This window comes from Streptomyces sp. TN58, from assembly GCF_001941845.1.
In the GTDB taxonomy this organism is placed as follows: domain Bacteria; phylum Actinomycetota; class Actinomycetes; order Streptomycetales; family Streptomycetaceae; genus Streptomyces.
Map to the genome: position 1 here is coordinate 1,324,655 of NZ_CP018870.1, position 22,923 is coordinate 1,347,577.

Here is a 22,923-nt window from a genome sequence, read left to right on the forward strand (position 1 = left end):
GGCCGGGCCCTGTGGTCGGACGGTCAGGCGAGGGCCCGCTCGGCCCTCTGCAGTGCTCGGGCGGTGAGGACCCCCGCGAGGTGGCCGAGGTATTCGGCCGAGGTGCCGCGCCCGGGAACGAACAGCTCCCGGGGTTCGGCGCGGAAGGCGGCGAGTACGGCTTCCGTGTCGTACGGGCCGCCGCGCAGCCGGTCCTCGACCCCGCGCAGGCGCAGCGGCCGGGGGGTGGCCCCGGTCACCGCGATGCGCGGCCCGTCGGGGGTGATCCGTACGGCGGCGGCGCAGACCGGATAGCGGGTGGCGCGGTCGGCGGACTTCTCGAATGCGGCGGCCGGGCCGGCGGCGGGGACCAGCAGGGCCGTGACGACCGCGTCGGCGGGCGCGCCGCGGGCGGCGAACTCCTCGGCCGGGAGGGTGCTGCGGCCGCCGGGGCCGGCCAGTTCGACGACGGCGTCGGCGGCGATGGCGGCGGCCGGCAGGTCGGTGGGCCGCCCGGCGGCGGCCAGGTTGCCGCCGGCGGTGCCGAGGTTGCGGACCTGCGGGTCGCCGTTGGCGCGGGCGGCGGCGGCCAGCTCGGGGGCCTCGGCGAGCACGAGCGGGTCGGCGGCGAGGTCGGCGAGCGTGGTGAGCGCGCCGACGCGCAGGAGCCGGCCGTCCGCGGTGCGGGTGGTGCCGCGTAGGCCGGCGAGCCTGCGGATGTCGACGAGGAGGCGGGCGCTGTCGGATCCGGCGCGCAGGTCGGGCAGCAGGCTCTGGCCGCCGGCGAGCACCCGGGCGCCGGGGGTTCCGGTCAGGAGGGCCACCGCCTCGTCCAGGCCGGCGGGGCGGGCGTAGTCGAAGTCGGTGAGGATCACTGGGATTCCCCTCTCAGACGGCGCCAGACCTTCTCGGGGGTGAGAGGCATGTCGATGTGCCGGACGCCCAGGTCGGAGAGGGCGTCGACGACGGCGTTGACGACGGCGGCGGCCGGCGGCACGGTGGCGATCTCGCCCGCTCCCTTGGCTCCGAGCGGGTTGTGCGGGCTGGGTGTGACGGTCTTGTCGAGGGCGAAGAAGGGCACGTCGGCGGCGCGCGGCAGGGCGTAGTGGCCGAGGTCGGCGCTGATGAGCCGGCCGTCGTCGTCGTATTCGGCGGCCTCCATGAGGGCCTGGCCGAGGCCGTGCACGATGCTGCCCTCGATCTGCCCCTGGACGATCTTCGGGTTGCCGATGGTGCCGGCGTCGTCGACGGCGGTGTAGGCGACCACCTCGGTCTCGCCGGTCAGTTCGTCGATCTCGACGACGGCGACGTGTGTGCCGAAGGGGTAGTTGAAGTCCGGCGGGTCGAAGTGGGTGGTCTCGTCAAGGGCCGGCTCGATCTCCGGGGGCAGTCCCCAGCCGTACCACATGGCCATGGCCAGTTCGGCGAGGGTCTTGGCGTTCTGGGGGTTGCCCTCCTCGTGGATCCCGCCGTCCTCGTATACGACCCTGTGCTCGGGTGCGCCGAGGAGGACGGCGCCGGCCCGGACCAGTTTGGCCTTGAGCTTGCGGGCGGTGAGGGCGACGGCGGGCCCGGCCATGCTGTAGGAGCGGGATCCGTAGGTGCCCTGTCCGTACGGGGCCTTCTGCGTGTCGCCCTCGTGGACCTGGACGGTGGCGGGGTCGATGCCGAGCTCGTCGGCGGCGACCTGGGCGAAGACCGTGGCGTGGCTCTGGCCGGTGGAGGCGGAGCCCACGGTGACGGTGACCTCGCCGGTGGGGTGGATGCGGATGTTCGCGCTCTCCCAGGTGCCGCCGAGCATGCCCTCCTGCGACATCCGGGTGGAGGGGCCGACGCCGCAGACGGCGACGTAGGTGGCGATGCCGACGCCGAGGCGTTTGCCGCGGGTGCGGGCCTCGGCCTTGCGGGTGGGCATGTCGGCGTAGCCGGACAGCTCGACGGCCTTGTCGAAGTTCAGCCGGTAGTTCCCGGAGTCGTAGGTCCAGCCGAGGCCGTTGTCGTAGGGGAACTTCTCCTTCGGCACCAGGTTCCTGCGCCGTACCTCCGCCGGGTCCATGCCGATCTCGGACGCGTACCGGTCGACGAGCCGCTCCATGAGGAAGGCGGCTTCGGCGCGTCCGCTGCCCCGCTGCGCGCCGAGCGGAACGGTGTTGGTGAAGGCGGCGTACACCTCGCAGAAGGCGGCGTCGATGTCGTACATGCCGCTGATGGAGCGGCCCATCAGGGCGGTGGCGACGCCGGGGCCGATCGTCGAGGGGTAGGCGCCGAGGTTGGCGTGGCTGGTGCAGCGCACCGCCGTGATGCGGCCGTCACGGGTTCCGGCGAGGGTGGCGTGCTGGCGGTGGTCGCGGCCCTGGACGGTGGAGTTCATCAGCCCCGTGCGGGTGTCCACCCATTTCACGGGCCGGCCGAGGGCCTTGGAGAGCAGCAGGACCAGGGGCATGTCGGGGTACAGGTAGCCCTTGGTGCCGAAGCTGCCGCCGACGGTCGGGGCGATCACCCGGAGCTTGTTGAAGGGGATGCCGAGGACCAGTGCGGAGAGGAGGAAGCGGTGGTTGTGCGGGCCCTGGGTGGAGGCGTAGAGGGTGTACTCGCCGGTGGCCGGGTCGTAGTCGCCGACCGCGCCGCGCGGTTCGATGGGGCTGTTGATGGTGCGCTGGTTGACGAGGTCGAGTTCGACGGTGACCTCGGCGGCGGCGATGGCGGCGTCGGTGCGGTCCCTGTCGCCGCAGGTCCAGTACGCGTTGAGGTTGCCCGGGACGGCTTCGTGGAGCTGGGGCGCGCCGTCGGCCAGGGCCTCGTCGGCGCGGGTGACGACGGGCAGCGGCTCGTACTCGACGCAGATGGCGGCCAGCGCCGCGGCGGCCTGCCGCGGCGTCTCGGCGACGACCGCGGCGATGGGGTCGCCGACGTGGCGGACGGTGTCGCCGGTCAGGACCGGGCGGGCGCCGGGAAGTCCGTACGGGTGCGGCGGGAAGTGGCTCTCGACGCCGCCGGGAACCCAGATGCAGGGCAGCGGCATGACGTCGGTGAAGTCGGCGGCGGTGGCCACCTTGAGTACTCCGGGCAGCTGCTCCGCGGCCTTGGTCTCGATGGAGAGGATCTTCGCGTGGGCCACCGGGCTGCCCAGGATGGCCATGTGCGCGGTGCCCGGCAGGTCGATGTCCGCCACGTACGCGGCCTCGCCGCGCAGGAGCTGCGGGTCCTCGCGGCTGTCCAGCGGCCGGCCGAGTACGCCGCCCCGGTCGGCCGGGGCCTCCCCCGTCACTGCGGTCATGTCCCTCACACCTCCGAAGCGGATGCGGTGGTCGCGGTGGTCCCGGCGGGCACCTCGTCGCGGCCGGCGGCGCAGGCGCGCTGCACTCCGCGTACGACGCTGTGGTAGCCGGTGCAGCGGCACAGGTTGCCGGTGAGCCATTCGCGGATCTCCGGCTCGGTGGGGGCCGGGCCGCCGGCGGTGGCGTCGACGAGCTCGCCCAGGGCCATGACCATGCCCGGGGTGCAGAAGCCGCACTGGGTGCCGTGTTCCTGGCGCAGGGCCTCCTGGAGGCCGGACAGTTCCCCGCCCCGGGTGGTGACGCCCTCGATGGTGGTGATCCCGGCGCCGGCGGCGGACGCGGTGAGGACCAGGCAGCTCTTGACGGACCGGCCGTCGAGGCGGACCACGCAGGAGCCGCACTGGCCGGTGTCGCAGCCGACCTTGGTGCCGGTCAGGCCGAGGCCGTCGCGGAGCCGTTCGACGAGCAGTTCGTTCGGCGGCGCCGAGAACTGCTCGGGTCTTCCGTTCACGTTCAGTGTGATGTCCATGCCTTCGCCTGCGCTTCCGTGAGCGGCCGGTTGAAAAGTGGCCCGCCGGGCTGCTGGAGAATTCCCCCGGAGTGCAGCGGGCCGGTGTCGACGGGGGCGAATCCGAGATCGGTGATGATTCCGGCGACGATTTCCTTCGCTTTCACGTCGTCGCCCGCGAGGAAATGTGCCAGGCGCTCTCCGGGTGCGGTTCCGGCGACGGCGAGGGTTTCGAAATGCATGGTGTTCAGTGATTTCACGACCTGTGCGCCCGGGTACCACTCGGCGACCAGGTCGCTGGAGCCGCGCCCGCCGAGGTCGGCGGGCGCGCCGGGGCCGCCGAACGCGTTCGTCGCGTCCACCAGCACCTTGTCCTGCACGACGTGGGGCGGGAGCAGTCCGCGGACCCGTTCGAAGGGCACCATCAGCACCAGGAGTTCGGCCTGGGCGGCCGCCTCGGCGGGGTGCGCCGCCGAGGCGGCCGGCCCCAGTTCGGCCACGAGCGGGCCGAGGGTCCGCGGGCCCCGGGAGTTGGCGAGGAGCACCTGGTGGCCCGCCGCCACGAGGATCCTCGCGAGGACCGTGCCGATACGCCCGGTGCCGATGACGGCTGTACGCATTGACGCTCCTGGTGAAGGTGGTCTGCCGGTGTCAGTCCATGCCGATCCAGACCGACTTGGTCTGGGTGTAGCTCTCCAGGGACTCGGGCCCGCATTCGCGGCCGAATCCGGAGGCCTTGTAGCCGCCGTAGGGCACCGCGGGGTCGTACTGGTTGTAGCAGTTGACCCAGACCGTGCCGGCCTTGATCTGCGAGGCGACGCGGTGGGCGCGGCGCAGGTCCTTGGTGTGGACGCCGGCGGCGAGGCCGTACGCGCTGTCGTTGGCGATGCGTACGGCGTCCTCCTCGGTGTCGAAGGGGATGATCGACAGGACCGGGCCGAAGATCTCCTCCTGGGCGATGCGCATGCCGTTGTCGACGCCGGTGAAGACGGTCGGGAGGAAGTACAGGCCGTCGGCGGAGGCTCCCTCGGGGGTCCAGCCGGTGCCGCCGGTGCGCAGGACCGCGCCTTCCTTCTCGCCGATCTCGATGTAGGAGCTGACCTTGTCGAACTGGCCGCGGTGGGCCAGGGGTCCGAAGAGGGTGGCGGGGTCGCGCGGGTCGCCTGGTTTGAGGGCGGCGGCCCGGCGCACGAGGCGTTCGACGAGTTCGTCGTGGATCGGGCGCTGGAGCAGCAGGCGGGATCCGGCGGTGCAGATCTCGCCCTTGTTGTAGTAGATGCCGAAGAAGGCGAGTTCCTCGGCGGCGTCGAGGTCGGCGTCGGCGAAGACGATGTTGGCGGACTTGCCGCCGAGTTCCATCGTCACCTTCTTCAGGGTGCCGGCCGCCCTGCGGATGATGGACTGGCCGACCACCGTGGAGCCGGTGAAGGCGATCTTGTCGATGTCGGGGTGGCCGGTGAGCGTCTCGCCCAGTTCCACGCCGGGGCCGGTGACCACGTTGAGGACCCCGTCGGGGATCTCCGCCTCCTGGAAGAGCTCGGCGATCTTCAGTGCGGTGAGCGGGGTGGCCGGGGAGGGCTTGTGGACGACCGTGTTGCCGGCCGCCAGGGCCGGTGCGATCTTCGTCATCGACAGCAGCAGCGGGAAGTTGAACGGGGTGATCGCGCAAACCACGCCCAGCGGTTCGCGCAGGGTGTAGGCGAGCTGGCCGCCGGCCGGGGCGCGCGAGGAGCCGTCGACGCGGGTCACGGCCCCGGCGTAGTAGTGCATCAGCTGGGCGGCCATGGGGGCGTCGACCGTGCTGGAGAAGGCGAACGGCTTGCCCATGTCCACGGTCTCCAGCAGGGCGATCTCCTCCAGGTCGCGCTCGATGAGCTCGCCGACCCGGTTCAGCCGCAGCGCCCGCTCCTGGGCGGACAGGCGGCTCCACGGTCCTTCGGCGTACGCCGTGCGGGCGGCGGCGACGGCCGCGTCCGCGTCGGCCGCGGCGGCCTGGGCGACCGGCACGATCTCCTGTCCGTCCACGGGGCTGACGTCGGGCTCGGTGCGGCCGTCCCGGGCGGGGACCCACTGGCCGCCGATGAACAGCTTGCCGGGGTTGGCGAGGGGCGGGCCGCTCAGCTCACGCTTGGTCATGACTGCCTTCCGGTGTCGGATGCGGGGCGGGCCGGGGCGGGGTGTGCCGCGGGGCGGGGTGTGCCCTCAGCCCTTCGCGAGCCGGCTCAGGAACGTCTCCGCGAGGGCCTTGGAGGAGTACGGGTTCTGGCCGGTCGTCAGGTTGCGGTCGACGACCACGTGCGAGTCCCAGATCGCGTCGGCCTTCTCGTAGCGGGCGCCGAGCCGGGTGAGCTCGGCCTCCAGGATCATCGGGAGCCGGCCGGCCATGTTGGTGACCAGTTCCTCGTCGTGCGAGAAGGCCGTCATCCGGTAGCCCTCGAAGGGCCAGCGGCCCTCGCCGTCGCGCAGCGCGAGCAGTGCGGTGTGGCCGTGGCAGACCGTGGCGAGGGGCTTGTCCTGGGCGATGGCCCAGCGCAGGATCTGGGCGAGCTCGTCGGACTTGGGCAGGTCGCCGATCGCGCCGTGGCCGCCGCTGACGTAGATGCCGTCGTAGTCGGCGACGTCCTTCTCGGTGAGGGACTCCAGGGCCAGGGGGGCCTTCAGCTGGGGGGTGTTCTCGATGACCCGGACGTACTCGGCGGCGTTGGCCGCGTCCTCGTCGGGTGAGCCCTGGGGCCGGACCCACTTGAGGAACTGCGGGTCGATGCTCGTCAGGTCGACCGTGGGCGGGCGGCCCGCGATCGTCGCCACGTCCACGTCGTGGCCGGCGGCCTTGAAGAGCGAAAAGGGAACGACGAATTCCTCTGCCCAGAATCCCGAGGGATGCTGTTCGCCGTCCAGCAGGTGCAGGGTCGCCTTGGCGGTCATGACGACGAGAATCTTCATGATTCTCTCCTTGTTCTGGATTCGCTGCCGATTCAACACGCCCCCCGCAGGGGGCGTAAGGGGGTGACGTCAGGCCCGCGATACTTCGTCACGTGCGTCCAACGCCGAGATGATGGTGCGGAATTCACCGACCAGGGGGTGGTCGGGACGGGCTTCTGCAAATATGCGCTCTCCGTGCAGGGAGGCCATTTCCGGCGCATAGGGCAGGATTCCGGCCACAGGTGCGCCGTAGACCTCCTCGGAGCGCCGCCGGGCGGCGTCCCGGTCGATGCCCGCGGGTGCCATGCTCAGCACCAGCGTCCGCCGGCACGCCAGGCGTCCGGCGAGGGCGATGGTCTCCTCCACCCCGGAGAGGTCGATCCGGTCGGCCCGGGCCAGGATCATCAGTACGTCGGCGCTCGCCATCGCCGTCACCGACTCGTTGTTGAGCCCTGCGTGCGTGTCGAGCAGCAGGACGTCCAGGGCGTAGTGCTCGGCCAGCCGGTCGAAGCCCTCCGGCAGCAGGCCCACGTCGTAGCCGCCCGCCATGAGCTCCCGCAGGGCCGCCGTCCCGCTCCGGGCCGGTACGACGTACAGCCCGGCCACGCCGGCCGGCTGGGCGGCGGCCTCGATCTCGCAGCGGCCGAGCAGGTAGTCGGCCAGCGAGGGGCCGGGGCCGAGCCGGAACAGCAGGTCGAGGGTGGGTGACTGGATGTCGGTGTCCACGACCCCCACCCGGCGCCCCCCGGCCGCGATGAGCAGCGCGAGGTTTGCCAGTACCGAGGACTTCCCGGTGCCGCCGCGGTGTGAGTGCACCACGATGGTGCGGGCCATCTAGGCCACCACCTGACGGCCGGTGCCGTCCGCGTACGGCCCCCGCGCCGTACGCGGGCGGTGCAGGGCGAGCATGGTGACGTCGTCGTGCTGTTCGGCGGTGCCGGTGTGCCGGCGCACCGCGAGGTCCATCCGGTCGACGACGTCCTTGCCGCTCACCGGCGGGCCGGCGAGCAGTTGCAGCATCCTTTCGTCGCCGAGGAAGTGGCCGTCGGGGCAGCGGGCCTCGGGCACTCCGTCGGTGAAGACGAAGAGGGTGTCGCCCGGGTCGAGCTGGGCGTAGCCGAGGGTGTAGACGCAGTCGGGCAGGACCCCGACGGCCGGTCCGGTGATGTCGAGGGCGGCGGGCGGGCCGCCGTCGGCCGGCAGCAGCAGGGGCGGGTTGTGGCCGCCGTTGATGTAGACGAGGCTGCCGGTGAGCGGGTCCAGCACCCCGAAGAACAGGGTGGCGAAGTAGCCCTGCCGCAGGTGGTTCCGGGTGAGGTAGCCGTTGGTGGCGGTGACGGCGTTGAGCAGCGGGGTGGCGCCGACCACCGGGATGCGGCGGCTGCCGCCGGCCCGTCCGGCGGTGACCAGGTGCTGGAGGCCGCTGTTCTGCGCGGTGTGCCGGAGCAGGGAGCGGATGAGCGCCATGAAGAGCGCGGCGCCCACCCCCTTGTCGCAGACGTCCGCGACGACGAAGGCCAGCCGGCGGCCGCGGGAGATCTCGAAGACGTCGTAGAAGTCCCCGGCGACCTGCCGGGCGGGCCGGAAGCGCACGTCGATCTCCCATCCCTCGGGTATGGGGAGGGATTCGGGCAGGAAGCCCGCCTGGATCTCCCGGCCGATCTCCAGTTCCTTCTCGTAGCCCATGAGTTCGGCGCGGGCGTCGGCCTCGCGCAGGGTGCGGCCGAGTCCGGCGCGCTCCGAGCAGCTGTGCAGCCGGGCTCCGACGAGGGCGGGGAGGAAGGGCGGTACGAGGTAGTCGTGCCCGATCCGGACGTGTTCCTCCAGGGCCGCGAACTCCGTCACGGTCCAGACGACGACGATGGGGGCCCCGGCCCAGCGGCGCAGCCGGCGTACGGCCGTCCGTACGGCGTTCCCGTCGGACTCGGCGGGGGCGAGCAGCACGTCCGCGACGGGCAGCAGCTCCTGCGGGCCCTCGCGGAGCTCCGCCAGGGTGCGGGTGAGGAGTGACGCGCCCATCGTCCGCAGGGAGTCGAGCAGTTCCGGCGGGGGTGAGGGGTGCGCGTCGAGGATGATCACGGTCGTGGAGGGCATGGGTCCGTCCCCTCAGCCTGCACGGTCAGCGTGCTGATGTTGCGGCCGTCCCTGTGCGCGTAGGCGAACTCGTCCACGCTGGTCAGGGCCAGGTGGATGCCGAGGCCGCCGATCCGCCGGTCCTGCGGGGGAACCCCGGGGCAGGGCGGCAGGCGGCCCGCGACGGGGTCGAATGCGGGGGCGGAGTCCTCGATGGTGATCTGGACCCCGCCGGGGCCGGAGCGGCCGCGGACGGTGATCCGTCCGTCGCCGCCCCGGTATCCGTGCATCACGATGTTCGTGGCCAGTTCGTCGACGGCCAGCCGGAGCCGGTAGGAGGCGCGTCTGCCGAGCCCCGCCCTTCCGGCCAGCCGCAGGACGAACGCGGCGATGTCACCCAGTGCCCCGATCGTGGCGGGCACCTCCAGTACGACGGGCGTCCTCGCCAGCTCTGCCATGTCGTTCACGGTCGTCACTCGTCGGAGATGACGATGCTGCGGTCGAGCCCGGCCGTCCGGATGGTGCGGCAGACGGGCTCGATGGCGCCGACGACCTTGATGGTGACGTTGTCGGCGACCTTCTGCCGGGCGAAGACCAGGGAGCGCAGTCCGGCGCTGGCCATGTAGCCGACGTCGGCCATCCGGATCTCGACGGTGGTGCTGCCATGGCCGGCGGCCTTCTCGATGGTCTGGTGGAAGTCGCCGGCGGTCTCGGCGTCCAGCTCACCCGACAGTTCGATCACTGTGGTGTCGCCCTTGATGCTCAGGGACACGGAAAGCGGCATGTCAGGTCTCCTTCGGTCAGGGCGTGCCGGATGTGTCGGGGTCGTTGGTGCGGCCCACCAGGATGACCACGGAACGCGGCCCGATCAGGTACTTGCCGGCGTTGTCCAGCTCCGGCTCGGTGCCCGGGGTGCGGATGTCGTGCGGTGCCTCGGCCCCGGTGTCGGCGAACAGGTGCCAGCTGCGTCCGCCGGGCAGGGCGGGCAGTTCGAGGTCGTGCGACTCCCAGTGCGCGTTCATGGCCACGTACACCACGTCGTCGTCCCCTGCACCGCAGCGGGCTACGGCCACCAGCCGGCTGTCGTCGGACCAGTCGGGCTGCCAGGCCCGCTCACCGTGCCAGCTGATGTCGGGCAGGCCGAGGTGTTCGCGGACCTGTCCGGTGGGGTGGGAGGTGGAGCGCAGTTCGCGGTGCCGTCCGCGGAAGGCGATCATCTCGCGGGTGAAGCGGAGCAGTTCGGCGTTGTTGTCGACCAGGTCCCAGTCGAACCAGGACAGTTCGTTGTCCTGGCAGTAGGTGTTGTTGTTGCCCTGCTGGCTCCTGCCGACCTCGTCGCCGGAGAGGAGCATCGGGATGCCCTGGCTGGTGAGGAGGATGGCGAGGGCGTTCTTCATCTGCCGGGTGCGCAGGGCGTTGACGGCCGGGTCGTCGGTGGGTCCCTCGGCGCCGCAGTTCCAGCTGTTGTTGTCGTTGGCGCCGTCGTTGTTGCCCTCGCCGTTGGCCTCGTTGTGCTTGTCGTTGTAGGAGACCAGGTCGGCGAGGGTGAAGCCGTCGTGCGCGGTCAGGAAGTTGACCGAGGCGGCGGTGCCGCGGCTGGAGTACATGTCGGGCGAGCCGGCGATGCGGGTGGCGAGTTCGCCGGTGACGCCGGGGTCGCCCTTGAGGAAGCGGCGTACGGTGTCGCGGTACTTGCCGTTCCACTCCGCCCAGCGGCCGTACGCCGGGAAGTTGCCGACCTCGTAGAGGCCGCCGGCGTCCCAGGCCTCGGCGATGAGCTTGGTGTGCCGCAGGACGGGGTCGTAGGCGAGCAGTTCCAGCAGCGGCGGATTGGGCAGCGGGGTGCCGTCCAGGGACCGGCCGAGGATCGCGGCGAGGTCGAAGCGGAACCCGTCGATGTGGTAGTCGGCGACCCAGTGGCGCAGGCAGTCGAGGACGAAGTTGCGTACGACGGGGTGGTTGCAGTTGACCGTGTTGCCGGTGCCGCTGAAGTTGAAGTAGTAGCCCTCGGGCGTGAGCATGTAGTAGGTGGCGTTGTCGAGCCCCTTGAAGGAGATCGTCGGCCCCAGCTCGTTGCCCTCGGCGGTGTGGTTGAAGACGACGTCGAGGATGACCTCGATGCCGGCCGCGTGCAGGTCCTTGATCAGGGTGCGGAACTCGTCGCCCTGCATGCCGTAGCGTCCGGTGGCCGCGTAGCCGGCCTTGGGCGCGAAGAAGGAGACGGTGTTGTAGCCCCAGTAGTCGAAGAGCTTCTCGCCCGTCTCCGGGTTGGAGCGGGGGTTGTCGCACTCGTCGAACTCGAAGACGGGCAGCAGTTCGACGCAGTTGACCCCGAGCTCCTTCAGATACGGGATCTTCTCGCGCAGTCCGGCGAACGTGCCGGGCGCGGTGACCCGGGAGTTGGGGTGCCGGGTGAAGCCGCGTACGTGGGCCTCGTAGACGACGAGATCCTCGGCGGGGATGCCCAGCGGGGTGTCGTCGCCCCAGTCGAAGTCCTGCAGGCAGACGCGGGAGCGGTACTGGTAGCCGCGGCTGTAGTCCGGTTCCACGCCCCACACGTCCCGGCCGGCGATCAGTCGGGCGTAGGGGTCGGAAAGGACCTGGCGGGCGTCGAAGCGGTGGCCGGTGACCGGGTCGTAGGGGCCGTCGGCCCGGTACCCGTACTCGATGTTCTCGTGGTCGAGGCCGAATACGGTCATGGCGAACACGCTGCCGGTGCGGAACTCCTCGGGGAACTCCAGTTCGGCCATCGGTTCGGGCTCGCCGCGCTTGTAGATGACCAGGGTCATGGAGGTGGCCTGGTCGGAGAAGACGGAGAAGCTGACCCCGCCGGGGACCACGTTGGCCCCGAAGGGGAACGGCTTGCCCGCGCGGACGCGATACCCGCCCACCTCGTGGGTCGGGTACGCGTCGACGCGCAGGACCTGCTCGGACCGGGTCTCGCTCATCGCGCGGCCTTCGCCCTGGCCGCTTTGGCGGCCGTCGCGGCTGCCGCGGCGGCCTCGCCGGTCTCGAAGAAGTCGAGGAAGCCGGTGGCCGACATGACGAACCGGACTTCCTCGCTCACCCCGTACAGGGTGACGGCCACACCGTGGTGCTGGGCCTCGCGGTAGACGACGAGCAGCGTGCGCAGGCCCGCGCTGGAGACGTAGGTCACCGCCGTGAGGTCGATCCGCAGCGGCTTGCCCTCGCGGACCAGCGGCAGCAGGGACTGGAGCAGCGTGCCGGACGTCTCGCTGTTGATCTCACCGGTGGCGACGAGCACGGTGCCCGTCTTGTTCCGGCGTTCCTTGACGTTGAGAGTCATTGCCTTCCCCTCTGGTTGGGGCGCCCCCCGTTGAGCGCTACTTCTTGGCCGTCGGCCGCAGCCGGACCTTGACCCTGACGCGGCCCTGGACGTCGGGCAGGCGCACGGTGAGCGCCTCCGCGTCGAAGTCGGTGTAGGGCTTCTCGTCGATCTCCACGGACGCGATCCGCACCGCGCCGGCGGGCAGCAGGTCGGGCGAGACGCGCAGGACGCGGTCGGGCAGGCCGGTCGGGTCGGGCTGGAAGTGGAAGTCCATCTCCCGGCCGTTGACGAGCAGGTTGTTGTAGACGGCGGCGAGATAGCACAGCTCCGCCGAGTGGTACATGGACATCGAGTGGCTGCCCTTGAGCCGCTCGGTGCCGAGCAGGTACGGCGTCCCGCTGGCGAGGACGTTGAAGTAGACGGCTCCCTCGTCGTGGTCGAGGAAGAAGGTGTTGTAGAAGGCCTGCGCCTGCCGGGCCTCGCGCAGGTTCGCCTCGCCGCCGACGGTGCCGTTGAGGATGAGGTAGGCGAGGATCGCCTGCTCCTGCTGCCACCAGGCCTTGCGGTCGTGCCAGGCGAAGCGGTGCGCCTCCTGGCCGCCCTGCTTCACGCGCTCCACGACGTCGTACCAGCCGCCGCGCTGCACGTCGCTGCCGACGGCCGGCATGATCTCGCCGATCTTCCGGGCGAGCTGTTCGTACGCCGGCTTGGCCTTCAGCGAGTTCATCCGCATCAGGTTCCAGGCGATCTTGAGGTTGTGGCCGACGACCGCGCGGTCCTGCTGCCAGCTGTGCGCCTTGTCGTGGGACCAGTCGCGCATGAAGCGCTCCTGGACGAACGGGCTGTTCTTGTAGTCCGGGAACTTGTCCGCGATCGTGTCGAAGGTGTATTCGAGGAAGTCGGCGTACTTCTGCTCGCCCGTCGCCAGGTAGAGGTTGATCAGGTAGGCGGGGGCGTGGTCGCCGACGGAGTTCCAGTTCTTGCGCTCGGCGTTCTCTCCGAGGGACTCGTGGTCGGCGCTGAAGAGGATCGGGTCGATGTGCGAGTAGTAGCCGCCCTGCTCCGGGTCGAAGAAGAACTTGTCGAACAGCCGGATGGTGGCGTCCGCGTCGTTCTTGATCCGGACGTCGCCGGTGACCCGGTAGGTCTGGACGGGGCCGGCCAGCGCGTAGATCTGCTCGTACATCGGGATCGCGTCGTAGTCGTCGGAGAACTCCGAGGTGAACAGCTTGCGTTCGCTGTCCCCGTCGACGCTGATGCCGTGGTACCAGAAGACGACGTCCTCCTCGACGTCCACGACCCGCATGTGCTTGCGCAGGTACTCGGTGCCGCGCTCGGCGACTTCCAGGTACTCGTCCTTGCCGGTCAGCAGGTAGGCCGAGGCCATGCCGTAGACCAGGCGGGAGATGGTGTCGGTCTCCTGGACGTGGCTGGCGGTCTTGTCACCGCCGAGGCGGATCTCGGTGCGGTACTCGGTGAAGTCCACCGGCCCGTCGCCGAACTGCGCCCGGATGTAGAAGTCGGCCAGCGACTCGATCTGCTTGATCCACCAGCTGCCCTCCTCGAAGCGGTAGTCCTCGGCGCCGCGGCCGAGGAACACCAGGCGCTTGGCGTCGAAGCGGCCGCCGTGCTCCGGGTAGTGGATGCCGTAGACGAAGAGGAACCGGCCCGGCGAGAGCATCTCGTCGATGTGCCCGGAGGCGTCGATGTAGGGCTCGTCCAGGTTGCGGACCAGTTCGGCGCTGGGGTCGCCGGCGAGGGAGATCTCGAACTCCCGCCCGTCGGAGGTCTTCAGCCGCAGCAGGCGCCTACTGGAGTCGAAGCGGACGACGTAGCCCGCGATGGTGTCGGAGAAGGAGAAGCTCACGGCGTCCGCCATGTCATACCGTCCTTTTTGAGGGCTCGGTTCGCCTCCGGGGCGCCTGTTGCCGGCTCGTGGCGCCGTACGTGCTCGAAACGCTCGTACCTCGCGTTCCTCCGCGCGCTCGGCCCCACTCCCCGTCGCGCCCCTTCGGCTCACTCGCCGTTTATTCACCGGTGGCTGGGGTGGTGCGTTCGTCCTCGTATCCCTGGCTGACCTCGACGATGACCCCGTCGGGATCGCGGACCCACACGGTCCGCCAGCCGCAGATGAAGTCGTCGAAGTCCAGCGGCCCCAGGGTCACTTCCGCCGCGTCGCCCAGGTCGGCCAGGAACGCGTCCACGCTGTCGGTCTGGAAGGCCAGATGGCGCATCCGGCCGGGGGCCTGCGGACCGTCGTCATCCGCCCGGCGGGCCGGTTCGGTCCCCGCGGCCGCGAAGAGCTCCAGGTACGCGTCCCCCTTGCGCAGGAACACGATCTGCGCTTCCCCCAGGTCGACGACGCGGGCCCGGGAGAAGCCGAAGTACCGGGTGTAGAACTCCTCGGTGGTCTTCTGGTCCGCGCAGTTCAGGCCCACGTGGGACCAGCGCAGCCCGGCGGGCATCAGCCGGCTCCCCGGCCCCGGCCGGCCGCGATCAGCTCGATGAGCCGGCGGGCGAACAGGTGGTGGTGGGCGCCGGTGCGGCCGGTGACCAGGTCCCCGTCGACCACCACGTCCTCGTCGACGTACTCCCCGCCCATGTTGCGGACGTCGCCGATCAGGTTGTTGTGGCAGACCACCTTGCGGCCGCGGACCTTCCCCGGGATCGAGGACGCCAGCCACATGCCGTGGCAGATGATCCCCTTCAGGACCGACGGCTCCTCGAACGCCCGGCGCAGCAGCTCGGTCGCCGGCGCGAGGACGTCCACGTCCTCGGTGTAGCGCAGCCGGTCGGCCACCATCCCGGAGGGCACGACGAGGGCCGCGTAGCCGCGCAGCTCTTCGTCGGTCAGCCCCTCCAGGGACCGGTTCACGGTGAAGGGCGCCCGGTACTCGTGCCCGGTGAAGGTGAGGGAGTCGTTGCCCCACAGCCGGGTCAGGAAGTGGACCTCGGCTCCCTCCTCGGCGAACCGGTGCCGGTAGTAGAAGATCTCCGGCTCGTAGTAGTCGCTCTCGACCAGGACCGCGATCCGGGTCCCGGACAGGGCGCCCTCGCGCAGGACGGCGTCAGACACGGGAGGTCCCCCTCAGGAAGTCCGCCGCGCGTTCGGCGATCATCGCGATGGCGGTGTGGCAGTTGCCCGACGGGACCGCGGGCATCACGCTCGCGTCGACCACGCGCAGGTTCCGTACGCCGTGCACCCGCAGCTCCGGGTCGACGACGGCGAGGTCGTCGACGCCCATGCGGCAGGAGCCGGCCTGGTGGTGGTAGCTCTCCGACTTCTGCTTCACGAAGGCCCGCAGGTCCTCGTCGGACACGTAGCCGGGGCCGGGCTGCAGCTCCTGCTTGTACCAGGGTGAGAACGCCGAGGTCGCGAAGATGTCCCGGGCGATCTTCACGCCCTGCACCATGCGTTCCAGGTCCCACCGGTCGCCCAGGTAGTTCGGGTTGATCAGCGGGTGCGCCAGCGGGTCGGCGCTCGCCAGCCTGATCCAGCCGCGCGAGGCGGGGCGTACGACGCCCGGCAGGATGGACACCGTGTTCGGGTGGTCCTGGCCGACGATCACGTCGAAGGGGACGTGGACGAAGGCGATCTGCAGGTCGGGCGCCGGCAGCCCCGGCTGTGAGGACAGGAACAGAGCGCTCTCCGACAGGTTCTGCGCGGGCGGCGGAAGCTCCTGGGTGACCTCGGCCATCAGCCCGGTCAGGACGTGGTTGTGGAAGTTCTTCCCCACCCCGGGCAGGGCCGCGGTGACCGCGATGCCGTGCTCGCGCAGCTGCTCGGGGTGGCCGACGCCGGAGAGCAGCAGCAGCTTCGGCGACTCGATCGCCCCGGCCGCCACGACCACCTCGCGCCGGGCCCGTACGGTGTGCGGCCCGGGCGCGGAGGCGCTGCTGTGGCCGTCGCGGACGGTCCGGCCCGGTATGCCGGCGGGCGCCTGCAGCTGGACGTACTCGACGCCGGTGCAGGTGTCCCCGTCGAAGAGCAGCCGGGTGCTCTGCGCGCTGGTGCGCAGGGTCAGGTTCGGCCGGCCGAGCGCCGGTTCCAGGTAGGCGGCCAGGGCGCCCTGGCGGCGGCCGTCGGCCACGTCGATGTGGTGCCAGCCGGTGCCGAAGAGGCCGCGCCGGGGCCCGTCGGTGTTGAAGTCGGCGATCTCCTGGTGCCCCAGCTCGACGGCCGCGTCGATGAAGGCGCGCGAGACCGGGTTGGGGTTGTGCAGCCCGGCGTTGGTGATCCGCTGCGGGCCGCGGGTGCCGGTGGTGGGGGCGGTGGCGTCCTCCTGGCCCTCCAGCAGGGCGAAGTAGGGGAGCACGTCCTCGTACGCCCAGCCGGCGGCTCCCTGGTAGGCCCAGTTGTCGAAGTCCGAGGCGTGGCCGCGGATGTGCATCATGATGTAGAGGTTGCTGCTGCCGCCGGGGGCCTTGCCGCGGGGCTCGTAGGTACGGCGGCCGTCGAGCCCGGGCTGCGGTGTGCTGGTGTAGCCCCAGTCCACGGGGCCGCCGAGGAGCTTGTACCAGGAGGACGGGTCGTCCACCTCGGGCGGGATCCGTGAGCCGCCCGCCTCCAGGACGAGGACGGAGACGTCCGGGTCCTCGGAGAGCCGGCTCGCCAGGACGCTGCCCGCGGTGCCGGATCCCACGACGATGTAGTCGTACTCTTCCACGCTCACCTGCGCCCCCTCAGTCCTGGCCCAGGACCTGGAAGGGGACCGTGTCGTGGTGGTTCGCCATGTAGGCGATCTTTCCGTCCACGATCCGGAAGAAGTTCATGACCTCGGCCTCGATGGGCTCGCCGGAGGCACTGACCGCGCTCAGGTGGGAGACGGCCGCGGCCTTCTCGCCGTCGACGAGGAAGTGCACGGGCTCGTTGCGGAAGACCCGGTACATCGCCCCCATGCCCTTCATCATCGAGCGGAGCACGTCCAGGCCCTCTATCCGGCCGGCCAGCTGCTCGTCCATGACCTGGTCGTCGGCGAACAGGTCGCACCAGCGGTCCCAGTCCCCGGCGTTGGCGTACTCGTAGTACTTCTGCAGGATCTGTCGTGCGTCCATCGCGCTCATCCATCCCCCTCTAGAGGTCCCTGCGGGTTCCGTCCGGCCCGAACGGCGCCCAGAACTGGCTGAAGGCGGCCGCCGAGTCCCCGAAGAGGCCGTCGCGGCCCTCGACGATCCGGCCGTCCCGCCACCGCATGAAGTGGAAGACCGGGTAGTCCATCCGCTCGTACGGGGACCCGCCCGCCTCGGCCGCGCCGGCCCGCAGGGCGACGTTGCGGCACACGTCCGCCGAGCAGTCCTCGCCGACCAGCACCGCCTCCAGGTCCATCCGGAAGGTGCCGGCCGTGAGCTTGTGGGTCTGCCCCATCAGCTCCCGGAAGGCGTCCAGGCTCTCGTACCAGCCGGCCAGGGGGTGGTTGCCCGGCACCAGCCAGCGCAGGTCCTCGGAGTAGTACTCCAGGATCCGGGCCCGGTCGCCGGAGCCGAGGGCCGCGTAGGCCTCCCGGACCCGCTCCGGTGTCACCTCGGTCATCGTCGCTCCTCCTCCACCGCGGTCACAGCGAGCCGGAACCGGGCATCGGGGCCAGGTCGTTGACGGTGTACTGCTGGATCAGCGGCCCGTCGGGGCCGGCGACCACGGTCCAGGTCTGGTCGGCGTCGAAGCCCAGCCACAGGCTGCGGGCGGCCGGCGGGTCCCAGACCTTGGCCTGCCAGTTGACGAAGACCCGGACGACCGCGCGGCCGCCCTCGATGACGGGCTCCACCTTGGTGACGGTGTGCACCTCGTCGAAGAAGCGGTGGGTGACGGCCTCGTACCAGCGGCCGAAGCCCTCGTGTCCGAGGAAGGTGTCCTCGGGGACCTTGAACTCCAGGTCCTCGGTGATCAGGGCGAGCACGTCGGCCAGGCCCACGTGCTGGTCCAGCGCCGCGTACCAGTTCTCGGCGAAGGCGCGGATCGCGTCCTCGGTCAGCTGCCGCTCGGCGGGCATGCGGTCTCCTCCTGCTTCCGTTTCGGTGCTGGGTGACTGGCCGGACGCGTCCGGCCCTGGCGTCAGATCTGGACGTCGACGAGGAACGGTCCGGGGTGGGACAGCATCCGGCCCACCGCGGCGACCGCCTCGTCCGGCTTCTCCACCCGCATCCCCCCGGCGCCCAGCGAGCGGGCCAGCCCGGCGAAGTCGATCTCGGGGTGCGAGAGGTCGAAGGAGCCCGGGAAGCCGTGCTCCGGGATGCTCCGCTCCTGCCAGTACCGGGTGATGTTGTCGTCGAGCAGCCGGTACTTGCGGTTGTTGCAGACGACGAACTTGGCGTCGATGCCGTGCCGGGCCGCGGTCCACAGGGCCTGGTAGGTGTACATGGACCCGCCGTCGCCCGCGAAGCCCACCACGAGCCGGTCCGGGCGGGCCAGCTTGGCGCCGACCGCCCCCGGGAAGCCCACGCCGAGCGATCCGCCGCGGGTGAGGTGGTAGTCGCCGGGGCGCTCCGCCGGCAGGTATCGGGTGACCAGCGGCGACGTGGTCAGCGCCTCGTCGAAGACGATCAGGTCGCCGCCGGTGCGCTCGGCCAGCGTCCGCAGGAAGACGGCCATCGGCGTGCCGTCGTCGTCCCCGGCCCCGGCCTCGGCCGCCGCCCGGGCCCGCTCGCGGGTCCGTACGTCGAGCCGGGCGGCCGCGGCGGCCCGCCGCTGCGGGGTCAGCTGCCGCTCCAGTACGCCGGCCAGCGCGCGCAGCGCCTGCCGGGGATCCGCGGCGAGGCCGAGGTCCACCGGGTGGTTCTTGGCGATCTCGTAGGCGTCGAGGTCGATGTGGACGACCTTCGCACCGGCCCGGAAGGGGCTCTCCAGCTCGGGAAACACCTCCGGGAAGACGTAGGTGCCCACGATCAGCACCCCGTCGGCGCCGCCGATCAGCTCCTTGCTGTGCGGGCCGAACATGTGGCCCGTCTGGCCGCGCCGCAGCGGGTGCGAGGCGGCGATGTTCACCTCGGAGGAGTCGACCTCGTACACGTCGGCGCCCAGCAGTTCGGCGACGGCGGCGAGCTCGCGCTGCGCCCCGGAGAGCGCCACCCCGTCCCCGACCAGCACGACGGGCCGCTCGGCGGAGGCCAGCAGCTCGGCCGCCCGGCCCACCGACGCGGCGGAGGGGGCCACGTCGGTGAGCGGGACCGCGGCCGGCAGCACGGGCTCGGAGTTGGGTTCGTCCAGCACGTCCATCGGCAGGGCGACGAACACGGGGCCGCGTGGCGGGGTGAGCGCGATCTTCACGGCCCGCCGGACGGTGCGCAGGACGGACCGCGGATCGGTCACCCGGGTCGCGTACTTGGTCACGGGCCTGGCCATCGCCACCAGGTCGGCCGCCATCTGCGCGTCCATGGCGTCGTAGCGCACCCCGGCGTCGCCGGCGACGACGACGAGCGGGGTGTGGCCGCGCAGCGACTGGTACAGCATCCCGATGCCGTTGCCCAGGCCCACTCCGGAGTGCAGCTGGAGCAGGGCCGGGCCGCCGGTCGCCCGGGCGTAGCCGTCGGCGATGCCGGCGGCGACGGTCTCCTGGAGGGCCAGGACGTACCGGAAGTCCGCCGCCGCGTCCGCCGCGTCGAGGAATCCCTGTTCCACCGTCCCCGGATTTCCGAACATCACATTCAGACCGTCGGCCTTGAACTGCTCGATCAGCCTTTCCCGTCCGGGAGTGGCTTCCATGAATTCCCCCTCGACCATCCGATTTCCGAGCGGATTTCCGCGACTACCAGCCGTACCGGGCGAGTCCGTCCTCCAGTACCTCCACGATCTTCTGCCCCGTCAGATAGGAGTCGGGGGTGGAGCGTCCGGTGACGAAGGGGAAGTCGACGATCACGGAGACCGGTTTGCCGAAGTTCCCGTGGTAGGCGCCGTCCGGTCCGGTCGCGTCGCGCAGGATGTACTCCAGCGGATACGGGGGCGGTCCCATGTTGAAGTCGGTACCGAGGAATCCGGTGCCGTCCTTGTAGTCGTACTCCTTGCAGTGGCCGGTCACGTGCTTGCCCCAGATGATGCTCCTGCGGTCGTCCCAGTCCCGGGCGAAGGCCAGGCAGGCGACCCCGTAGCACTCGGCGGCCACGACCTTGCCGGCCTTCCGGAAGGCCAGGATCAGGGCGTGTACGCGCTCGTTGTTGGCGAGGTCGGCGATCGGGCCGCTGCCGCCGACGATGAGGATCGCGTCGTATGCGGCGATGTCGGCGTCGAGCGCGTCGAGGTCGCGGTGGTACTGCTCCAGCTTCGGCAGGTAGGCCGCGTCGCTCGTGTAGGGGCGCTCGGGCACCCACGCCTCGATGTCGAGCGGCGAGTCCAGCCGGCTCGACTGCTCGAACTCCCGTCCCAGCCTGGCGTTCTCCTCGGTGGTCACCGAGCGTCCCAGCGGCGGGTCGACGTAGTTCGCGTCGAGGCTCGGCGGAAGAGCGTGCGCACGCTTTCCGGTCGGCGTCGCGAATACGACCTCGTAGCCCCGCTCGTCGAACTTCGAGACGGGGCCTATCAGTTCTTCGGCCCAGTAACCGTGTTCGGAGACAATGACCAGAATCCTTCTGCTCACGTATTCCTCCAGGCGCCGCCTGTTGTCGTTGGTCCCCCACACTGGCCGCGCCCCGGGTCTTCGTCAAAGCGCCGGCATGCGACTTCGTGAGGTAGCCGGACAGGTGGCCGCGGCACTTCAGGAAGTCGTTCGCGGACGTCATGAAGTAGCCGCTGGACTACATGACTTCGGCCGAATCGGTGAACCATTCCGGAGGGCACGCCCTTAGGGTCTGGACGCGCCGTGAATCGCGGGCGCGCGAAGTACGAGGAGAAGGACGGCGACGATGACGACGGACCTGTTGTGCACACACACCGATCAGATACGTCCGGTGAAGCCCACCGCGGTGGGCTGCGAGGAGTGCCTCGTCGCCGGCGACACCTGGGTGCACCTGAGGCTGTGCCTCAGCTGCGGACACGTCGGGTGCTGCGACTCGTCGAAGAACCGTCACGCCACCCGGCACTACCGGGTCACCGAGCACCCGATCGCGGCCTCCCACGAGCCCGGCGAGGACTGGGCCTGGTGCTATGCCGACAAGCTGATGCTGGACCCGGCATGAGCACGGCCCGCGAGAGCTCCCCCGCCGCCCCCGCCTCCTCCCCCGCGTCGGCCCCCTCCTCGGCCTCCGCCTCGGCCGCGGCCGAGCGTGCGGAAAGCCGCAAGCCGGTGATCCTGGCCGTCGACGACGACCCGCAGGTGCTGCGGGCCGTCCGCCGCGACCTGCGCAGCGCCTACGGCGACCGCTACCGGGTCCTCGGCGCCTCCTCGGCCGCCGACGCCCTGAAGATCCTGGACTCCCTCGACGAGCGGGGCCACGACCCGGCGCTGTTCCTCGTGGACCAGCGCATGCCGGACGTGACCGGCGTGGAGTTCCTGCTGGAGGCCGTCAGCCGGTTCCCGGACGCCCGCCGGGTGCTGCTGACCGCGTACGCGGAGACCGACGCGGCGATCACCGCCATCAACCGGGTCCGCCTGGACTACTACCTGCTCAAGCCGTGGGACCCGCCCCACGAACGGCTCTTCCCCGTCCTGGACGACCTGCTCTCCGACTGGCTGGCGACCTACCGCCCCGCCTACGACGGGATCATCGTCGCCGGCCACCTCGTCTCGCCCGGCACCCACGCCGTGCGGGACTTCTTCACCCGCAACGGCCAGCCGTTCCGCTTCCTCAACGTCGAGCGGGACCCCGAGGCGCTGACGCTGCTCGCCGCCCAGCCCGACGCGGCCCTGCCGCTGGTCCGCTTCCCCGACGGGGCGGTGCTGTCGGCTCCGACCGACACCCAGCTCGCCCGGCACCTCGGGCTGGCCACCACCGCCTCACGCCCGCACTACGAGTGCGTCATCGTCGGCGCGGGCCCCGCGGGCCTGGCAGCGGGCGTCTACTCGGCGTCCGAGGGCCTGTCCACGCTGATGCTGGACTCCCGCGCCCCGGGCGGCCAGGCCGGCACCTCCAGCCTGATCGAGAACTACCTCGGCTTCCCCTCGGGCCTCTCCGGTGGCGACCTGACCCGCCGGGCCACCATCCAGGCCTCCCGGTTCGGCGCCGAGATCCTGCACCCGGTGGAGGTGGTCTCGCTGACCCGGGACGACCCGGCGAAGATCCTCACGCTGGCCGACGGCACGGAGATCTCCGCCGAGACCGTCCTGCTCGCGACCGGAGTCTCGTACAACCGTCTCGACGCCCCGGGCGCCGACCGCTTCGAGGGCGCCGGCCTCTACTACGGCGCCGCCACCACCGAGAGTTCGGCCTGCATCTCCCAGCACGTGTTCATCGTCGGCGGCGCCAACTCGGCGGGGCAGGCCGCCGTGCACTTCGCCAAGTACGCCGCCCGCGTGACGATCCTGGTCCGCGCGTCCTCCCTGGACGCGAGCATGTCCCGCTACCTGATCGACGAGATCGAGCGCACCCCGAACATCGAGGTCAGGGTGCGCACCACGGTGGTCCGGCTCGACGGCGAGGAGCACCTGGAGCGGCTGACCCTGCACGACGCGGACACCGGGAAGGACACCGAGGTGGCCGCGCGCTTCATGTTCACGTTCATCGGCGCCCGCCCGCACACCGACTGGCTCGCGGAAGTCGTCGAGCGGGACGACCACGGCTTCGTCCTGACCGGCTCGGACCTGATCTCCAACGGGGGTGAGCTCCCGGCCGAATGGAGCCTGGAGCGCGCGCCCTACCCCCTGGAGACGAGCGTGCCGGGCGTCTTCGCGGCGGGCGACGTCCGCGCCCACTCGGTCAAACGGGTGGCGTCGGGTGTCGGAGAGGGGGCGATGGCGGTCTCGCTGATCCACCGCTACCGCTCGATGGGCTGAGAGCGAACACCGGCGGTC

General features: G+C 71.0%; 23 protein-coding genes. 2 read left to right on the forward strand and 21 right to left on the reverse strand.

The annotated features are described in order from the left end of the window. Positions 1–23: 23 nt before the first annotated feature. The 21 genes from BSL84_RS05980 to BSL84_RS06080 form a co-directional block, all read right to left on the reverse strand. Positions 24–854 (reverse strand): FAD binding domain-containing protein, encoded by an 831-nt coding sequence (locus BSL84_RS05980; RefSeq protein WP_052680583.1) that lies wholly within the window; start codon positions 852–854, stop codon positions 24–26. Next, positions 851–3,256 carry a xanthine dehydrogenase family protein molybdopterin-binding subunit gene (locus tag BSL84_RS05985; protein ID WP_045322496.1) on the reverse strand — a complete coding sequence of 802 codons (2,406 nt, stop codon included), beginning with the start codon at positions 3,254–3,256 and terminating at the stop codon, positions 851–853. The genes BSL84_RS05980 and BSL84_RS05985 overlap by 4 nt, the downstream gene beginning before the upstream one ends. Before the next feature lie 5 nt (positions 3,257–3,261). After that, on the reverse strand, positions 3,262–3,786 hold the full coding sequence (locus BSL84_RS05990; protein ID WP_030026811.1) for a (2Fe-2S)-binding protein: 525 nt from the start codon (positions 3,784–3,786) through the stop codon (positions 3,262–3,264). Then, positions 3,771–4,385 (reverse strand): NADPH-dependent F420 reductase, encoded by a 615-nt coding sequence (locus BSL84_RS05995; protein WP_030026813.1) that lies wholly within the window; start codon positions 4,383–4,385, stop codon positions 3,771–3,773. Before BSL84_RS05995 ends, BSL84_RS05990 begins: the two co-directional genes overlap by 16 nt. A 31-nt stretch (positions 4,386–4,416) precedes the next feature. Next, positions 4,417–5,901, reverse strand: coding sequence for an aldehyde dehydrogenase family protein (locus BSL84_RS06000; RefSeq protein ID WP_030026815.1), 1,485 nt, complete (start codon positions 5,899–5,901; stop codon positions 4,417–4,419). A gap of 66 nt (positions 5,902–5,967) precedes the next feature. Next, positions 5,968–6,708, reverse strand: a complete 741-nt coding sequence (locus BSL84_RS06005) for a type 1 glutamine amidotransferase domain-containing protein (RefSeq protein WP_030026816.1) — start codon at positions 6,706–6,708, stop codon at positions 5,968–5,970. A gap of 69 nt (positions 6,709–6,777) precedes the next feature. Beyond that, a complete protein-coding gene (locus BSL84_RS06010) occupies positions 6,778–7,521 on the reverse strand; it encodes a MinD/ParA family ATP-binding protein (protein WP_075969965.1) in 744 nt (247 codons plus the stop codon). Next, entirely contained in the window at positions 7,522–8,781 is a 1,260-nt protein-coding gene (locus BSL84_RS06015; protein WP_075969966.1) for a PP2C family protein-serine/threonine phosphatase, read from the reverse strand. It abuts the gene before it with no gap. Continuing rightward, complete coding sequence (locus BSL84_RS06020; protein WP_030026821.1) at positions 8,763–9,218, reverse strand: ATP-binding protein; 456 nt, start codon at positions 9,216–9,218, stop codon at positions 8,763–8,765. Before BSL84_RS06020 ends, BSL84_RS06015 begins: the two co-directional genes overlap by 19 nt. A gap of 14 nt (positions 9,219–9,232) precedes the next feature. Next, on the reverse strand, positions 9,233–9,544 hold the full coding sequence (locus tag BSL84_RS06025; protein ID WP_030026822.1) for an STAS domain-containing protein: 312 nt from the start codon (positions 9,542–9,544) through the stop codon (positions 9,233–9,235). A 16-nt stretch (positions 9,545–9,560) separates the two neighbouring features. Then, a complete protein-coding gene (glgX, locus tag BSL84_RS06030) occupies positions 9,561–11,708 on the reverse strand; it encodes a glycogen debranching protein GlgX (RefSeq protein ID WP_075969967.1) in 2,148 nt (715 codons plus the stop codon). Then, positions 11,705–12,067, reverse strand: coding sequence for an STAS domain-containing protein (locus BSL84_RS06035; RefSeq protein ID WP_030026826.1), 363 nt, complete (start codon positions 12,065–12,067; stop codon positions 11,705–11,707). Before BSL84_RS06035 ends, glgX begins: the two co-directional genes overlap by 4 nt. Before the next feature lie 37 nt (positions 12,068–12,104). Beyond that, complete coding sequence (locus tag BSL84_RS06040; RefSeq protein ID WP_075969968.1) at positions 12,105–13,928, reverse strand: AGE family epimerase/isomerase; 1,824 nt, start codon at positions 13,926–13,928, stop codon at positions 12,105–12,107. Between the two features lie 148 nt (positions 13,929–14,076). Further along, positions 14,077–14,514 carry a VOC family protein gene (locus tag BSL84_RS06045; RefSeq protein ID WP_045322498.1) on the reverse strand — a complete coding sequence of 146 codons (438 nt, stop codon included), beginning with the start codon at positions 14,512–14,514 and terminating at the stop codon, positions 14,077–14,079. Continuing rightward, entirely contained in the window at positions 14,514–15,125 is a 612-nt protein-coding gene (locus tag BSL84_RS06050) for a DJ-1/PfpI family protein (RefSeq protein WP_030026830.1), read from the reverse strand. Before BSL84_RS06050 ends, BSL84_RS06045 begins: the two co-directional genes overlap by 1 nt. Continuing rightward, positions 15,118–16,722, reverse strand: a complete 1,605-nt coding sequence (locus BSL84_RS06055; RefSeq protein ID WP_045322499.1) for a GMC family oxidoreductase — start codon at positions 16,720–16,722, stop codon at positions 15,118–15,120. Before BSL84_RS06055 ends, BSL84_RS06050 begins: the two co-directional genes overlap by 8 nt. A gap of 10 nt (positions 16,723–16,732) precedes the next feature. Then, a complete protein-coding gene (locus BSL84_RS06060; protein WP_030026834.1) occupies positions 16,733–17,104 on the reverse strand; it encodes a nuclear transport factor 2 family protein in 372 nt (123 codons plus the stop codon). 19 nt (positions 17,105–17,123) lie between these two features. Continuing rightward, positions 17,124–17,579: a nuclear transport factor 2 family protein gene (locus BSL84_RS06065; protein ID WP_075969969.1), complete on the reverse strand. Its 456-nt coding sequence runs from the start codon at positions 17,577–17,579 to the stop codon at positions 17,124–17,126. Between the two features lie 22 nt (positions 17,580–17,601). Next, complete coding sequence (locus BSL84_RS06070) at positions 17,602–18,036, reverse strand: nuclear transport factor 2 family protein (protein ID WP_075969970.1); 435 nt, start codon at positions 18,034–18,036, stop codon at positions 17,602–17,604. Between the two features lie 62 nt (positions 18,037–18,098). After that, a complete protein-coding gene (locus BSL84_RS06075; protein ID WP_045322507.1) occupies positions 18,099–19,745 on the reverse strand; it encodes a thiamine pyrophosphate-binding protein in 1,647 nt (548 codons plus the stop codon). A 43-nt stretch (positions 19,746–19,788) separates the two neighbouring features. Continuing rightward, entirely contained in the window at positions 19,789–20,613 is an 825-nt protein-coding gene (locus tag BSL84_RS06080; RefSeq protein WP_045322508.1) for a type 1 glutamine amidotransferase domain-containing protein, read from the reverse strand. 265 nt (positions 20,614–20,878) lie between these two features. On the opposite strand from BSL84_RS06080, the gene BSL84_RS06085 reads away from it, so the two are divergent. After that, positions 20,879–21,151, forward strand: a complete 273-nt coding sequence (locus tag BSL84_RS06085) for a UBP-type zinc finger domain-containing protein (protein WP_030032183.1) — start codon at positions 20,879–20,881, stop codon at positions 21,149–21,151. After that, positions 21,148–22,905, forward strand: a complete 1,758-nt coding sequence (locus BSL84_RS06090; protein WP_078849034.1) for an FAD-dependent oxidoreductase — start codon at positions 21,148–21,150, stop codon at positions 22,903–22,905. Before BSL84_RS06085 ends, BSL84_RS06090 begins: the two co-directional genes overlap by 4 nt. Positions 22,906–22,923 lie beyond the last annotated feature (18 nt).

Excerpts from the sequence above, each read along its gene's own strand:
- BSL84_RS05985 (WP_045322496.1), bottom strand. The coding sequence starts at position 3,256 with ATGACCGCAGTGACGGGGGAGGCCCCGGCCGACCGGGGCGGCGTACTC.
- BSL84_RS05990 (WP_030026811.1), bottom strand. The coding sequence starts at position 3,786 with ATGGACATCACACTGAACGTGAACGGAAGACCCGAGCAGTTCTCGGCG.
- BSL84_RS05995 (WP_030026813.1), bottom strand. The coding sequence starts at position 4,385 with ATGCGTACAGCCGTCATCGGCACCGGGCGTATCGGCACGGTCCTCGCG.
- BSL84_RS06000 (WP_030026815.1), bottom strand. The coding sequence starts at position 5,901 with ATGACCAAGCGTGAGCTGAGCGGCCCGCCCCTCGCCAACCCCGGCAAG.
- BSL84_RS06005 (WP_030026816.1), bottom strand. The coding sequence starts at position 6,708 with ATGAAGATTCTCGTCGTCATGACCGCCAAGGCGACCCTGCACCTGCTG.
- BSL84_RS06010 (WP_075969965.1), bottom strand. The coding sequence starts at position 7,521 with ATGGCCCGCACCATCGTGGTGCACTCACACCGCGGCGGCACCGGGAAG.
- BSL84_RS06015 (WP_075969966.1), bottom strand. The coding sequence starts at position 8,781 with ATGCCCTCCACGACCGTGATCATCCTCGACGCGCACCCCTCACCCCCG.
- BSL84_RS06020 (WP_030026821.1), bottom strand. The coding sequence starts at position 9,218 with ATGGCAGAGCTGGCGAGGACGCCCGTCGTACTGGAGGTGCCCGCCACG.
- BSL84_RS06025 (WP_030026822.1), bottom strand. The coding sequence starts at position 9,544 with ATGCCGCTTTCCGTGTCCCTGAGCATCAAGGGCGACACCACAGTGATC.
- glgX (WP_075969967.1), bottom strand. The coding sequence starts at position 11,708 with ATGAGCGAGACCCGGTCCGAGCAGGTCCTGCGCGTCGACGCGTACCCG.
- BSL84_RS06035 (WP_030026826.1), bottom strand. The coding sequence starts at position 12,067 with ATGACTCTCAACGTCAAGGAACGCCGGAACAAGACGGGCACCGTGCTC.
- BSL84_RS06040 (WP_075969968.1), bottom strand. The coding sequence starts at position 13,928 with ATGGCGGACGCCGTGAGCTTCTCCTTCTCCGACACCATCGCGGGCTAC.
- BSL84_RS06045 (WP_045322498.1), bottom strand. The coding sequence starts at position 14,514 with ATGCCCGCCGGGCTGCGCTGGTCCCACGTGGGCCTGAACTGCGCGGAC.
- BSL84_RS06060 (WP_030026834.1), bottom strand. The coding sequence starts at position 17,104 with ATGGACGCACGACAGATCCTGCAGAAGTACTACGAGTACGCCAACGCC.
- BSL84_RS06065 (WP_075969969.1), bottom strand. The coding sequence starts at position 17,579 with ATGACCGAGGTGACACCGGAGCGGGTCCGGGAGGCCTACGCGGCCCTC.
- BSL84_RS06070 (WP_075969970.1), bottom strand. The coding sequence starts at position 18,036 with ATGCCCGCCGAGCGGCAGCTGACCGAGGACGCGATCCGCGCCTTCGCC.
- BSL84_RS06075 (WP_045322507.1), bottom strand. The coding sequence starts at position 19,745 with ATGGAAGCCACTCCCGGACGGGAAAGGCTGATCGAGCAGTTCAAGGCC.
- BSL84_RS06085 (WP_030032183.1), top strand. The coding sequence starts at position 20,879 with ATGACGACGGACCTGTTGTGCACACACACCGATCAGATACGTCCGGTG.
- BSL84_RS06090 (WP_078849034.1), top strand. The coding sequence starts at position 21,148 with ATGAGCACGGCCCGCGAGAGCTCCCCCGCCGCCCCCGCCTCCTCCCCC.